The organism is Niastella koreensis GR20-10 (assembly GCF_000246855.1).
Taxonomy (GTDB): Bacteria; Bacteroidota; Bacteroidia; order Chitinophagales; family Chitinophagaceae; genus Niastella; species Niastella koreensis.
The window spans coordinates 4,400,504-4,414,992 of sequence record NC_016609.1; the positions used below are offsets into that span (position 1 = coordinate 4,400,504).

At 46.1% G+C, this 14,489-nt stretch carries 11 protein-coding genes; 5 read left to right on the top strand and 6 right to left on the bottom strand.

All coding sequences use genetic code 11. The features are described from left to right. Positions 1-22: 22 nt before the first annotated feature. Positions 23-1,312, bottom strand: coding sequence for an MFS transporter (locus NIAKO_RS17295; RefSeq protein ID WP_014219731.1), 1,290 nt, complete (start codon positions 1,310-1,312; stop codon positions 23-25). 47 nt (positions 1,313-1,359) lie between these two features. Then, a complete protein-coding gene (locus tag NIAKO_RS17300; RefSeq protein WP_014219732.1) occupies positions 1,360-2,358 on the bottom strand; it encodes a DUF6528 family protein in 999 nt (332 codons plus the stop codon). Positions 2,359-2,674: 316 nt separating this feature from the next. Between NIAKO_RS17300 and NIAKO_RS17305 the strand changes: the two genes are divergently transcribed. After that, a complete protein-coding gene (locus tag NIAKO_RS17305) occupies positions 2,675-3,439 on the top strand; it encodes a DeoR/GlpR family DNA-binding transcription regulator (RefSeq protein WP_014219733.1) in 765 nt (254 codons plus the stop codon). 212 nt (positions 3,440-3,651) lie between these two features. Here NIAKO_RS17305 and NIAKO_RS17310 read toward each other — a convergent pair whose 3' ends face one another. Then, the gene (locus tag NIAKO_RS17310; RefSeq protein WP_014219734.1) at positions 3,652-4,071 is read right to left on the bottom strand and encodes a hypothetical protein; all 420 of its coding nucleotides are present in this window, start codon (positions 4,069-4,071) and stop codon (positions 3,652-3,654) included. 71 nt (positions 4,072-4,142) lie between these two features. Then, on the bottom strand, positions 4,143-4,601 hold the full coding sequence (locus NIAKO_RS17315) for an SRPBCC family protein (protein WP_014219735.1): 459 nt from the start codon (positions 4,599-4,601) through the stop codon (positions 4,143-4,145). A gap of 236 nt (positions 4,602-4,837) precedes the next feature. On the opposite strand from NIAKO_RS17315, the gene NIAKO_RS17320 reads away from it, so the two are divergent. From NIAKO_RS17320 to NIAKO_RS17330, 3 genes are all read left to right on the top strand, one after another. Beyond that, on the top strand, positions 4,838-6,739 hold the full coding sequence (locus NIAKO_RS17320; protein ID WP_014219736.1) for an AAA domain-containing protein: 1,902 nt from the start codon (positions 4,838-4,840) through the stop codon (positions 6,737-6,739). A gap of 398 nt (positions 6,740-7,137) precedes the next feature. Next, positions 7,138-7,887 carry an SDR family oxidoreductase gene (locus NIAKO_RS17325; RefSeq protein WP_014219737.1) on the top strand — a complete coding sequence of 250 codons (750 nt, stop codon included), beginning with the start codon at positions 7,138-7,140 and terminating at the stop codon, positions 7,885-7,887. Positions 7,888-7,927: 40 nt separating this feature from the next. Further along, complete coding sequence (locus NIAKO_RS17330) at positions 7,928-8,512, top strand: TetR/AcrR family transcriptional regulator (protein WP_014219738.1); 585 nt, start codon at positions 7,928-7,930, stop codon at positions 8,510-8,512. 61 nt (positions 8,513-8,573) lie between these two features. Here NIAKO_RS17330 and NIAKO_RS17335 read toward each other — a convergent pair whose 3' ends face one another. Continuing rightward, complete coding sequence (locus NIAKO_RS17335) at positions 8,574-9,674, bottom strand: AI-2E family transporter (RefSeq protein ID WP_014219739.1); 1,101 nt, start codon at positions 9,672-9,674, stop codon at positions 8,574-8,576. A 120-nt stretch (positions 9,675-9,794) separates the two neighbouring features. Between NIAKO_RS17335 and NIAKO_RS17340 the strand changes: the two genes are divergently transcribed. Next, positions 9,795-11,393: a Na+/H+ antiporter gene (locus tag NIAKO_RS17340; protein ID WP_014219740.1), complete on the top strand. Its 1,599-nt coding sequence runs from the start codon at positions 9,795-9,797 to the stop codon at positions 11,391-11,393. A gap of 164 nt (positions 11,394-11,557) precedes the next feature. On the opposite strand, the gene NIAKO_RS17345 is transcribed toward NIAKO_RS17340, so the two are convergent. Further along, entirely contained in the window at positions 11,558-14,122 is a 2,565-nt protein-coding gene (locus tag NIAKO_RS17345; RefSeq protein ID WP_014219741.1) for a PAS domain-containing sensor histidine kinase, read from the bottom strand. Between the last annotated feature and the right edge of the window lie 367 nt (positions 14,123-14,489).

A 14,489-nucleotide genomic window follows, 5' to 3' on the forward strand; every position in this document is an offset into this window, starting at 1 on the left:
GCTTTTATTTTATTTCTGTGTGTTAGATAGTAGCTTCTAATGTTGTATTGTCTGCCTTCACCTGATGCAATGTTTTGGCGTTATCGGGCAGCGTAATAAATTTTGTTAACAGGGCACTGATAAAATATAAAACAGCCAGGATCCAGATGATGCCTTCTTCCCCAACTGCGCTAAAGAACAAACCTACCAGGGCGGGCCCTACAAAAACCGGCAACCCCGCACCCAGGTTCAGGATGGCGATGGCAGCGCCTTTGTCTTTTTTTACCAATGATGGTACCAATGCCGAAAGCGGTACATAACCGGCTAAACAGGCGCCCCACAAGATACCAGCCGCCAGTACAATGGCGAAATTGCCGGGTGCGGCTTGTGGCACATAGTACAACCCCAGGGTAGTAATGGCGCAACCGATGCCCCCAAACCACATGATGGTATTGCGCCAGCCCAGGCGATCTCCTACAAAACCAAAGATGAGGTTGAAGATGATGTTGCTGGTAAAGATGGTACCCCAGATCTGTAACCAGGTGGTGGTATCGAACCCATGTTTTTCCATGTACATAGGCAGGAACACCGGGAACGCAAATTGCGCCGTGGTATTGATGATGCGTACAATACCGCCGATCAGTACTTTCGGTTCCTCCTGTATGATGGTCAATCCCTTCAACAACTCGCGCGCTTTACCACCGGCACCGTTTCCGTTTGAACCGGTTTTAAAAGAGGCTTTATTCAACAGCAGCGCAAAAAAAGCGCCGATCAACACCCAGAAAACAGAGCTCCATAAGGTATTGATGTAACCGAGGCTTTTAATGGCCCAGCTGCTGTAAAAAGCACCCAGTACGTTCAGTCCGCCCGTGAATACAAACCAGAACCAGCCCACTGCGCGGCCCAGCTTTTCCTTCGGACTTTGATAAGCGATCCATACCATGAAGGAATACGCGAATAAAGGATAACCAAACCCGCGTAAGGCATAGGTGATAATCATAACAGGGAAGTTCAGGTGCGCCAGTCCGTACCCCACAAAACCGGTGGTACCGGCCAGGTATAGTAATAAACCGGCCAGCATGGTTTTCTTTGGGCCAAAGCCTTCGGCCAGCACTCCTGAAAACCAGGCTGAAATGGCCACGGTAATGCCATAGGCCGTGAACAGGGTAGCATTTTGTTCAATAGTCATGCCCTGCGCTTTTAAGTACGGACTTAACCAACCGGTTTCCATCCCGTCGCCCATCATGAATATGAGAATACCTACGTAGCCCCAGAGCAGGGACATGGGAATGCCGGTTTTATCGGCGAATGAATTGTTGTTTTTTTGTAGCATATGGCTTATTGAGAATCGTTATTGAATTCAGGATCCACATGGTCAACTTACTTACACACCTTCACATCACCACCTCCGTCATAACTAAATGTATTCACCAGCAACCACCTACCCTTATACGCTTTTAGCCCGGTCAACTGCAACACGGTATTTCCTTTAAAATCGATCACTTTATCGTTGTACCACTGCTGATCGGTATCGATGGACTGCATGAGAATAGTGGGATAGTTTTCATTGGGTCCGGATGAAACACTTTTCACGCGGGCCAGGGCGCTTTGTTCGGTCACGGTTTTTGTTTGCAGGTTGATGGCCCAGATCTTACTGCTGGTTGATAACCACAATGAATCTTTTCCATATACCGGATACAGGTCGTGACAACCGCTGGCGGGCAGCGTTATACTATCCTTCAACGTAAGATCGGGTGCTGCACAATTGAAATTATAAGTAAAGCCGTACAGCTTGTTTACAGATGCGGTCCACAGTTCCTGCCGCTTTTTATCCCACACTACATTATGTGCATCGGCTACGGTTATTTTTTTGGTATACCCGCTGTATGGCAGCGTTGTGGTATCCATTCTTAACAACATCAGGTAAGCACCGGTGCTGGCGGCTACCACCAGGTTGCCATCGGGCAATACTTCGGTTGAATGCACATTGCCATTGCCGGCATAGGCATAAAAAACGGTTTTCTTGTCAGCGATGCGCACCAGCGCCACGCCGCCGGTAGAGGCATTGGCCAGGATGTATTTATTATTATACACCGGTTTTGCATCGGACATGTTCACAAACCATTTTACATCACCTGCTGCTACATTTGAAGTGGCTGGGCTCCATTCCCAAACTACTTTCTTACTGTCCACATCGGCAATCGCCACCCGGTTTACCGACTGATCGGCAAAAACGATCTGATGCACTTCTTTTTGATCAATACCGGTGGTATCGTTTCCATTATCGGTTGTGTTGCCAGAAGACGACTTTGAACATTGCATCATACATACGGCTATCAGGCCTGCCACCACCATAGTTTTAATAGGTAAAGTTTTCATACTGCTTAGTTTGTCTAATCGCTTTAAATTTTGTTTTAATTTCTATAAAATCAACCCGCGATTATTAACAATTGACAACCTGTAAGCCTAAAAAGTACTAGTGTGTGAGATAAATTCACGCAATCGTGACACCAAAATAAACAATTTTAAATACAATTAAACATAATTAAACCATTATTTAAACACAAATCAGCGTGCAATCGAGTGCGCCAATATTATCCTTATTTAAAAAATTAAAGGATATGTAAGCTTTTTACAGAAAAGCCAATATCTTCGACTGGGATAAATGGGATTATTTAGCCATAAATCACAGTCCATGACGATTACAGACAGACATCAGCTTATTATTCAGAAATTACAGGAAAAGGGACGGGTAGATATTCAGGAGCTCAGTGAGGAACTGCAGGTTTCGGGTGTTACCATTCGCAAGGACCTGAAATTGCTGGAGGAAAAGAACCTGTTGTTCCGGACAAAGGGCGGTGGCTCGGTAAATAATCCCTATGCTGCGGAACGCCCCATCAATGAGAAGGAGTTCATCAACTCAGATCAAAAAAAGAAGATCGCCAAAGCGGCGCTTACCCTGCTGGGTCAAAACGACAGCATTATCATAGGTTCTGGCACTACAGTATTTGAGCTGGCACAGGCGTTGTTCCCTTCCAGACATATAACGGTTATCACCCCTGCCCTGCGGGTGGCATTGGAGCTATGCAATCGGCCCAATGTAGACATCCTGCAAATTGGCGGACTGATCCATCACAGTTCGGCTTCTGCAGCCGGCGCTTTTGGCGAGCGTTTGCTCGAAGATATTTCCTGTGGATTGTTATTTATGGGTGTTGATGGTATTGAGCCTGAATTTGGTTTAAGCATTACCAACCTGGCAGAGGCCAGCCTGGATAAAAAAATGATCCAGGTAGCGCAACAGGTTGTAGTGTTGGCGGACAGCACCAAGTTTGGCCGCCGCGGCATCGGCCGCATCTGCGGGCTCGACCAGGTTGATTATATAATCACGGACGCCGGCGCCCCCATGGAAGCCATCAAACAACTGGAAGAAAAAGGCGTTAAAACCATTATAGCTGAATAACGAATATCGAACCGCAGAATGTTGAATATCGAAATGAAAGCCAACTGTATTTTACTCCTACATTCAGCATTTATTATTCGACATTTGATATTCCTGCCTTCTATCGTCCAATAAGCTTCTCATAAACTTCATCATTCATATATTCCAGCCTAATAAAAAACCCTCCCGATGTTTCGGGAGGGTTCAATTTTTATACAGACTTGTTGTAGTAATTAACTGGCAGTTTCACCGGAAGCACCAGCCGCTTTTTCGGGCGCCGGTTGAACAGTTACCGGTACGGTTTGAACTGCCCCAGCCGCGGGCGTCACTTCTTCTTCACCCACCCAATCGGATGGCAGGTACCCTTTATACCTTAACAGGTAGGGGTTCAGTTTCTTTTTAACCCATTTTGAAATGATCTCAAACACCAGGAAGCCGATGATAATGGAGATCGCCCATTCCATAAAGCTAAAGGTTTGGTGATCTACCACCGTTTTTTTGGCAGTGAGGCCCCACAGGTTCTTAATACTGCGGGTGGTAAAGAAATGCGCTACAACACGTGTGGAGGCCATCCCAATGGCGAAGCCGATAAAATTGCCCGTGTAGTTGCTGTATACGTATTGCATGAACTTTTGGCCGGTATTGTTTTTCATAGATCAAAGTTTGGTCTACTAAAATAATACCTTCCTTTCGTAAACGCCAGTATGTGTAGAAATTAACTATTTTACAACACTACCAACCGGCGGTAATTGAGTTCCAGCATCCTTTTAAGCTGTTTTAAGTTGCGGCGGCTGGCTTTTCGAATGGCCAGTTTCAACAAAGGCGCAATCGGTTTTGAAAAAGCTACCGGAATGCCGCGGTTGCGAAGGGTCATGCACGTAGTATTTTCATTGATAGCCTGCCAGGCCACCGTGGTTTCCATACGCATACCATTGCTCTGGCTTTTCATAATCACCTTTTGTCCGGGGATTATTTCCACCACTTCATATACCTGTTTATGCGGGCGCCGCATGATCCGTTCATTAAAAACAAGCTTTACACCTGCCCGTAAGGGTGCATCGTTGTTCCATTCCACCGATTTAATATGGGTGCACCAGTTAGGCACATTGGCGGGGTCTGAAGCAAATTCGGTTACCTTTTCTTTAGGGAGATTTATAATAATCTCAGTTGATACATCTACCATTTTTCAAAAACTTCAAAGAGTAAAAAATACTATACCAAAACCAGGCAGGGCCGACAGCATCTTCTTTTTGTGAGCAGGGAGGTAATTCAAATGGAAAATAAAGTTAAATATTAAATGTTTACACGCCAACTGGATTATTGTTAACTTATCATAAATCAATTATTTAGGGTGTTTTTCCCGTTTTAGCACCCCGTTGGGCCTTCGGGGGTGTAGGTTCAATTCGTTATTTTTGCCAGATGGATTATTTTAAAAGGCTGCTGGATTTGTTGAAGACCGAGCGTGAAGAGGACAGGCAATTGTATTTAAAACTTACTCAAACTACTTCTGTAAACCAACGCAGGGCCAATGGATTGACCTGGTACCCCATCGCCATCCGCGACCAGGAAATGAGCCGGGGCGATTACCTGACCGTTGAAGTAGAACGCACTACCCATCACGATGTTATTCACCAGTTACGTTTTGGCATGCCGGCCTTGCTGTTCAGTAACCACGACGCGGAAAGCAACAAGGTAGAAGGCACCATCACCTTTGTGAATGGCAACCGCCTGAAGATCACCCTGCGTACCGACGAACTGCCCGACTGGGCCAGCGATGGTAAACTGGGTATTGACCTGCTGTTTGATGAGAACAGCTATGATGAAATGCAGAATGCCTGCAAACTAGCCGCCTCCCTGGCTGAAAAACCAGCAGAAGGCCGGTTGATACAAATACTTACCGGTAACAAGGCGCCTTCGTTTGAGAACAGCGCCCCGGTTGCCGTTTCCAACCTGAATTCCTCACAGCAAGCCGCTGTAAATAAAATACTCCAGGCCAATGACCTGGCCATTGTACATGGTCCGCCGGGAACCGGTAAAACCACTACGCTGGTGCAGGCCATTAAAGCCATGATCAAAAAGGATAATCAGCAAATACTGGTAGTGGCGCCCAGCAATACCGCCGTTGACCTGCTGAGCGAAAAGTTAAGTGATGAAGGGCTGAATGTATTGCGGGTGGGAAACCCTGCGCGGGTATCGGAACGCCTGTTATCGCTTACGCTCGATTACAAGATGGCCGACCATCCCCATACGAAAGAAATAAAACGCCTTAAAAAACAGGCATCGGCTTTCATGGATATGGCGCACAAGTACAAACGCCATTTCGGCAAGGCTGAACGCGACCAGCGCAAAGCCCTGTTTGCTGAAGCGCGCAACATTATGAAAGAGGTTGACAATTCAGAACAATATATTATAAAAGACCTGGTAGCAAAAGCCCAGGTGATCACTGCCACGCTGTTAGGCTCCAACCACTATACCGTACGCAACCTGAAGTTCAATACGGTGGTGATTGACGAGGCCGGTCAGGCGTTGGAACCTGCCTGCTGGGTACCCATCCTGAAAGCACAAAAAGTGGTGCTGGCCGGCGACCATTGCCAGTTACCGCCTACCGTAAAAAGCGCCGAAGCCGCCCAAAACGGCCTGGCCACCACCCTGCTGGAAAAATGCGTGGCATTACACCCGGAAGCGGAGGTATTACTGGAAGAGCAGTACCGCATGCACGAAATGATCATGGGCTATTCTTCTTCTACCTTTTACGACGACCGGTTAAAAGCGCACGCTTCTGTGGCCCGGCACGTGTTGTTCAGTAACGACAACCCGCTGGTATTTGTTGATACTGCTGGTTGTGGTTTTGATGAAAAGACCGAACAAACCAGTACCTACAATCCCGAGGAAGCCGCCTTTTTATTCAGGCACCTCACACAGCTGGTATCTTCGCTGGATAGTCATTATAAACCCGAGAACTTCCCCAGTATTGCCATCATTTCGCCTTACAAGCAACAGATAGATACGCTGAAACAACAATTCTTAAGCTCACCCGCCCTGCAGGCTTACGGGCATAAGATCGCTATCAATACCATCGACAGTTTTCAGGGCCAGGAACGCGACATTGTATATATCAGCATGACGCGCAGCAACCCCGACAACCGCATCGGCTTCTTAAGTGATATCCGCCGCATGAACGTGGCCATGACGCGCGCCCGTAAAAAACTGGTGGTAATTGGCGACAGCGCTACCCTTTCGCAATTTGATTTCTACAACAACTTCATTAGCTGGGCACAAGACCGTAATGCTTATCAGAGTGCATGGGAATTCGCTGAATAGTACAGAGTTCCAAGTTCAGAGTTTAGAGTTCGCAATTCTGAGTTCTTAGTTCTGAGTTCTTAGTTCTGAGTTCTTAGTTATTGATAGTGGGGTAACCTAGTATAGGTTATTGCACTAAGCTATACCGGGGGTTGCACTGAACCCCTCTGGGAGTTGCACTAGCTCCCTAAGGCCCAGTGCAACCCTCAGGCAATTCCAGTGCAACCCCCAGAGCATTCCGCTACCATTCTGGTACCATCCATATCCCACCCATCCCATCCATCCCACCAATCCCAGTTCAGACAACTGTTAACGCTTCCATAATGTCCAAACTTTTATTTGGAACATTCGTTCCAATACTTGTACCTTTGTATCGGAATGATCGTTCCAATATCAATAACTCAAACAAATTTTCAATCATGAATCGTTTACAAAATAAGACCGCCCTTATAACCGGCGGTAACAGCGGGATAGGTTTTGCCACAGCAAAAGAATTTCTTGAACAGGGCGCCACAGTAATTATTACAGGCCGTAACCAGGGTTATTTACAGGAAGCAAAACAGGCTTTACAGGGAAAGGTGCATACTATTCTATCCGATACCGGTAACCTGGATGATATTCATAAACTGGCTAAGCAGGTTCAGCAGATCACCCCACGCCTGGATGTAGTATTTATCAATGCAGGTATTGGCAAGTTTGCTCCTATTGAAGCAGTAACAGAAGCACATTACGACGAGCAGTTCAACATTAATGTAAAAGGCGCTTACTTCACTATCCAGGAATTATTACCCCTCGTCAACGATGGAGGTTCTATTATCCTTAACACGTCTATCAACGCCCACATGGGTATGGCCAACACAAGTGTTTACGCCGCCACTAAAGCCGCGTTGCTTACGCTGGCCCGCACCTTATCAACCGAATTATTACCACGCAGGATCCGCGTAAACGCCATCAGTCCTGGCCCGGTTACTACCGAAATTCTGAAAAAGACCGGTTTAACTACCGAACAGGTGAATGGTTTTAAAGAATCATTAGCTAACCAGGTACCGCTTGGCCGTTTAGGTGATCCCTCAGAAATTGCCAAAGTTGCCACCTTCTTCGCCTCAGATGATTCCAGCTTTGTAATTGGCGCCGAGCTGATCGCCGATGGCGGGATGATCACTTTGTAAAAAAGTGGTAATTTTGGAACGAAAATTCCAAATATACCAGATGCCAAAGACAAAACAATTTGATGAATCGGAAGTACTGGTAAAGGCCAGACAGGTATTTTGTAAAAGAGGATACAACGGTACTTCAATGGACGACCTGGTACAGGCAACCGGTTTAAGCCGGTCGAGTATCTACGATACGTTTGGCGATAAACACGGGCTGTTCCTGAAAACGCTTGACCAATACCGCAACGAGCAGCAATGTTCTATGGAACAACAAACGGCCAAGTCAGACAGTCCGAAGAAAAAGATCCGCGCCATTTTCGATTATTATATAAAAGACATCTTATCAGACAAAAACGGCAATGGCTGTTTGCTGATAAATGTAAGCCTGGAACTGAAGTCGGTAGATAATGAAGTGGCCACCATCTTTCATGCAAACATGGATGAAATGGAACAACTGCTTTCTGCGCTGATAAAGGAAGGACAGGCAGCAGGCGAAATATCAAAAAAGTTCACGCCCAAAGCACTCGCAAGGCTTTTATATAACTCCCTGATGGGTCTTCGGGTTACAGGAACCAATAAACCGGATGGTGAGCTATTACGGGAGATTGTTAAGTTGACGCTCACCATCTTAGATGAATAGAGGGAGGTTGACGAGTTGACGAGTTAACCAGTTGACCAGGCTAACCCGTCAACTGGTTAACTTATTTCTTAGTAACCTTCGGGGGAGTTTTAAAAATTGTTTTACCAATAGGCGGCATGGTATCGCCCAGCAAAGACCCCCAGGGTTTTAACGGTGTAATCCGATCGAAAATAACCTTCACAATAGCCGTAAGCGGAATAGACAAAAACATGCCGGCTACCCCCCAGATGGCCCCGCCAATAAAAACCACCACTATCGACACCAGGGCATTGATGCGCACCTTGGAAGCAACTATTTTCGGTACGATATAGTGATTATCTATAAACTGTACCACTGCATACAAGATAAGCACCCATACCACATAGGCCGGCGATTTACTGGTATAAGCGATCAGCACCGGCAACGCAACGGCAATAATACCACCTATGTAGGGAATAATATTTAACAACGCGCCTATAATGGCCAGCAATACGGCATAATCAATTCCCAACAACAACAAACCTGTTGCATTTAAAGTAGCTACAATGGCCGCCTCCAGCAATAGCCCAACCAGGTAACTCTGAATAAGGGTTTTGGTTTCAAACAACACCTCGCTTACCATTTCATGGTTCTCCCGGCGGAAGAGGCGGGAGATAAAATCGAGCAACAGGGGTTTGTAAAAAAGGAACATAAACACATACACGGGGATCAGCAGGAACAGCTTGAGGATATTGGTCATGGTAACAAGCGTTTGCCCAACTATGGCAGCCGATTCATTCAACTGTTTCTTTTCCGTATCCACGACCCAGCTATCTACTTTGGTCCGGCTTACCTTAAATGTTCGGGCAGCCCAGGCGCTTACATCCTGCAGCAGGATATTGATTTTTTTCTGCAGCGTCACCAGCGTATCGCCGAATTGCATGGATTGATTAACAACAAAATAAATCAGTCCGCCGATCAGCAGCAAAAGCACTATAACTGCTATGAATATGGCCAGCACCCTGCTTACCCGGTGACGGGTTAGCCTGTTCACCAGCGGGTTTAATAAAACGGCCAGCACGGCGGCATAGACGATTGGCAAAATGATGTCGCGCCCGATATATAAAATCCAAAAGAAGATAAAAAGGCCTACCACTACCTGGGATGCAATAATTACAAAGGGAGTTTTGCGGACTGGATCCATAATATAATAATGATTTAGAGATTGTGGATAACGTTTCCCATTCTTACTATACAATTCCCGGGCCGTCGTACCCCCGCCGGTTTTATGGCTATTTGCCTGTACAACTGTAGATTTGCGACTATGATCCAGGATAACCTATTACTTGTTTTATGCCTTTTGTTTGTTATAAGTATCCTTACCATGCTCAGTAGCAAACTGAAGATAGCCTACCCTATCTTCCTGGTAATAGGCGGCCTGCTCATCAGCCTCATCCCGGGTATTCCCCGCATCGCCCTGCAACCCGACCTGGTATTTCTGATCTTTCTGCCGCCCCTGTTATATGCAGCCGCCTGGAATACCAGCTGGAACGATTTCTGGAAATACAGACGGCCTATCAGTCTGTTGGGGTTCGGACTGGTTATCTTTACTTCCGCGGCGGTTGCCTGGATCTCTAAAGCGCTGATTCCCGATTTTTCCCTGGCCTGTGGTTTTCTGCTGGGTGGCATTATTTCACCACCCGATGCCGTTGCTGCCACTTCTGTTTTAGCCGGGTTGAAAGTTCCCAAACAAATAACCACCATCCTGGAAGGCGAGAGCCTGGTAAACGATGCAGCGAGTTTGATCGTGTTCCGGTTTGCATTGGCAGCTGTGGTTACCGGCCAGTTCAATATCTGGGACGCTACCCAAACCTTTTTTGTAGTGGCCATTGCTGGCATCCTGATTGGGTTGGCCATTGCAAACATTGCCTATGTCATCCACCGGTACTTCCCCACTACCCCGGCCATAGATGCGGCATTTACGCTTATTACGCCCTACATCATGTACTTCACCGCTGAACATTTTCATGTATCAGGGGTGTTGGCAGTGGTAGCCGGCGGGTTGTTCCTCACCTACCGTTCGCAGGATATTTTTAGTTACGATGCCCGCATTCAGGTACTTGGGTTATGGGATACGCTGGTATTTTTATTGAACGGCGTGGTGTTTATTATGATCGGGCTGCAATTGCCCGGGATCATAAAGGGTATGGAAAACTATTCCGTAGGCCAGGCCATTTCCTATGCGATCGTCATTAGCCTCGCCACCATTGTCATCCGCATTGCCTGGATGTTTCCCGGCGCTTATTTACCCCGTATACTGTTTAAACGCATTCGCGAAAAAGAAACGAAGCCCACCTGGCAAGGGGTTTTATTAACCGGCTGGAGCGGCATGCGCGGTGTGGTATCACTGGCCTCTGCCCTGGCTGTACCGCTTACCCTGGCCAATGACAAAGCCTTTCCACACCGTAACCTTATTTTGTTTATCACCTTTGTAGTGATCCTGTTTACGCTGGTGTTACAGGGATTGAGCCTGAAACCCATGATCAGGTGGTTGAAAATAAGAGGCGATGAAAAGGATGCTGAAAATATGCAGGCGCTCGATATGCGGCTGCGGCTGGCCAATGCCGTACTGGCGTACATCGACGACAGGTATGCGAATGAAATCGAAACAAACGACACCTATAAACGTGTTCGCGACCGTTATGCCCGTATGATTGAAATAACGCAGAAAAAACTGGATACCCGGGAAATGACCGAAGAAGAAAAAAATTTCCTGCCACATTACCGGCAAATGTTATTGGAACTGGTTCAAATCCGCCGCCGCGAGCTCAACCATTTCAGACATACCAATACGTTTAGTGAAGAGTTAATCAGGGAGAGAGAATATGAATTGGATTTGGAAGAAGCAAGGTTACGAGGATGATCACAAATACAAAATATTGAATATTGAATGTCCAATATTGAATGTTGAAGTGAAGAAAACGGGTAAAAGCCAAAAACCGGAAATGTATTTGCTTTTGGCTTTTACCTTTCGGCTTTCATCCCTGTATTTGTTTGCGGCTTGCAGCCTGAAGCTTGCAGCTATTCCTACATATCAAAAACAACCCGCACCATACACCCCTGCCCCGGTGCGGACTGAATATCAACTTTACCATTAAACACATCGGCGCGGTTAATGATGTTGTTGAAGCCGATGCCGCGGCGCCTGATCTGCGGATCGAAGCCCTTACCATTATCGAACAGGGTTAGAATGAGTTTTTTGCCATGTTCTTTTAAGGTGATGTTTATCAGCGAAGCCCCGGCATGTTTTAAAATATTATTCATTTGCTCCTGTACAATGCGATAGATGGTGAGTTTTAATCCGTAATCGAGACTAGCTTCGTCGATGCCGGCATAGTTAAAATTGATCTCTATCTTCTGCGCCCAGCGGATATCGGCGATCATATCATTGATGGTTTCAATAATTCCCAGATCGGCTGCACTGGGTGACACCAGTGACTTTGACAACTTGCGGATCTCTTCTATAGCCAAATGAATATGTTCCGCCGCTTTAAGGGTAAACTTTTCCCGCTCATCGCCTTCCAGGAACGGAGACGAAAGGAACAATTTGGCCGAAGCCAGGATCTGGTTCACATTATCATGCAATTCCTTCCCAATGTCCGAACGTTCTTTTTCCTGCGTGTTTATGGTTGCGCGGGCAATCTGCCGCTGGTGTTCCACTCTTTCTTCCGCCAGCGCGGCCTCGTGGTTACGCAGTTGTTCTTCGGCCTGCTTTACACTGGTGACATCATGTACCACACCGATCAGTTTTTCCGGTTCACCCAGGTTATTTTTAATCAACTGTCCTTGCGAATGGATGATGCGCGTATTGCCGTCGGGACGAATAATGCGGTGTTCGATATCAAAATCTCCCTTCCCTTCAATCGTATCTTTAATACTGTTCAACACATACTCCATATCATCGTCGTGAATGACAGACAACTGCGGCCCGATGGTGGGCACTACATTCTCTGTATCCCAGCCAAAGATGCTGTACATTTCATTTGACCATATAGAAACACCCGTTTTAAGATTGGTTTCCCAACTACCCAAACCGGCAATGCTTTCGGCTTGCTGTAACAATTTCTGGTGGTAGAGTATTTGTTCTTCCGAGATCCGACGCTGGGTACTATCTATACCAATGGCAAAATATCCTGATACTTTACCGTCTTTATCCAATTGCGGTTGTGCCTGTATGGTAACCCATACCTTGCGTCCCGATTTCGTGTAGATCAGTATATCTGTATCGAAAGTGCGGCCGGCCTTTTTATTTTCAATCAGGTCAACAATGGATTGCCGGTCTGTTTCTTCCCCGTATAAAAAGTCTTCGGGACGTCTTCCAACGGCTTCTTTCAACGTATATTCCGTTACCCGGGTAAACGCCGCATTGATCCATTGTATTCTGCTGTTCACATCACAAATAATGATGGGGCTTAGTGTTTCGCGGGCTATACCGGAAAGCTTTTTCAATTCTTCCTCGGTTTTCTTTTTGGCGGAAATATCGCGCAGGACGGTACTCATCCTGTCTTCGCCGTTAATATCCCTGAAGTAAACAGAAGAGAACTCGCAGGGAATTTGCTCCCCATTTTTTTTGATGCCGATCAGCTCTCCCTGTACAAAACCTTTTGACAATCGTTCCTCCAACATCTGGTATATTTCAGGCGTATGCACTACCAGGCCCTGGCGGCCGAGCTTTCTGAATTCCTCTTCTGAATAGCCAAACAATTCACGGGCCTTTATATTGGTTTCCAGGATGGTGCCATCGGGCTTACCTAAAATGAAAGCATATAAACTACTGTTAGCAATGGCTCGGTATTTTGATTGTCCTAATTGCAGCATTTGCTCTACCAGTTTATCCTGCGTTATATCCTGGAAGGTGCCAAACAACTGGATGGTTCTGTTGAAGATCTGTTTGGGGCGGCCAATAGCCCGGATCCATTTTCCTGAAGGACATTTGCTGCAATCCAGTTCTATATTAAAAGGAATACCCTTGTCTACCGCCAGGTGCACAGCCTGTTTGAATTGCAGATACGCATCATTGCCAACAAAGGAAAGGATATCTTCCCAACACATGGTATTGTACCTGGGGGTGTCCAGCAATTTATACATGCCTTCTGTGCAGGACAACCGGTTGGTTTGCACATCGAGCTGCCATCCGCCAATACCGGTTGCCAGCTCCGTTTCTTCGAGCAGTTGCTTATAGTTATTTGTTTCAGTAATATCTGTAATGCTTACCATCATATACCGGGTGCCATCCGGTTCGGTCAATACGCTGAGTTTGCAGTTAACGCGGAAGATGTGACCGTCTTTTCGTTGAATGGGAAATTCAATAACTGTTTGCCGTGGCACTGGTGACGACATAACAGAGTTAAACGTGTAATTGGTAAAGTCGCGCTGGATCTCCGGTACTACAGTCAGAAAATACTGGCCTAATAATTCGCGCCGTTCGTACCCGGTCATCCGGCAAAAACTGTCGTTCATATCAAGAAAAAAGCCTTTGCTGTCTGCTAACAGGATGCCTACGTCCAGGGAATTAAAAATAGCGTTAAACACAGGATTATCCTCATTGCCAACTGCAGGGAATCCCTGTTGAGATTTGGAATGTACACGCATATCACAACCATTTTACCCAACCTCCGCTATTGCGGCGAAGCCAGTGTAAGTAATAAATTTCTGTAATTTTTAATTCATCAGGTACCAGCACTCAGGTAATGCCTGTAAGGATTCAGGTCACACAGCTTTCGCTCTCATCTTGAATACCGGATAAAAAGGATCGATTTGATTAATGCAGCATGGAGTTCCACCTGGAAAGGTGATAAAATAAATTTACAATTTTATTTAATAAGTAGGTAGAAATAATTGTGCCTATTTAAGGGTTTTATGCCGCTCAAAGGGGTTTAGCGTGCTTTCTTAGCCCTAATCAGTTTGCTGATAAATGTTTACGAAAATTGTTTTTATAAAAAAAACGGACAAGTCATGT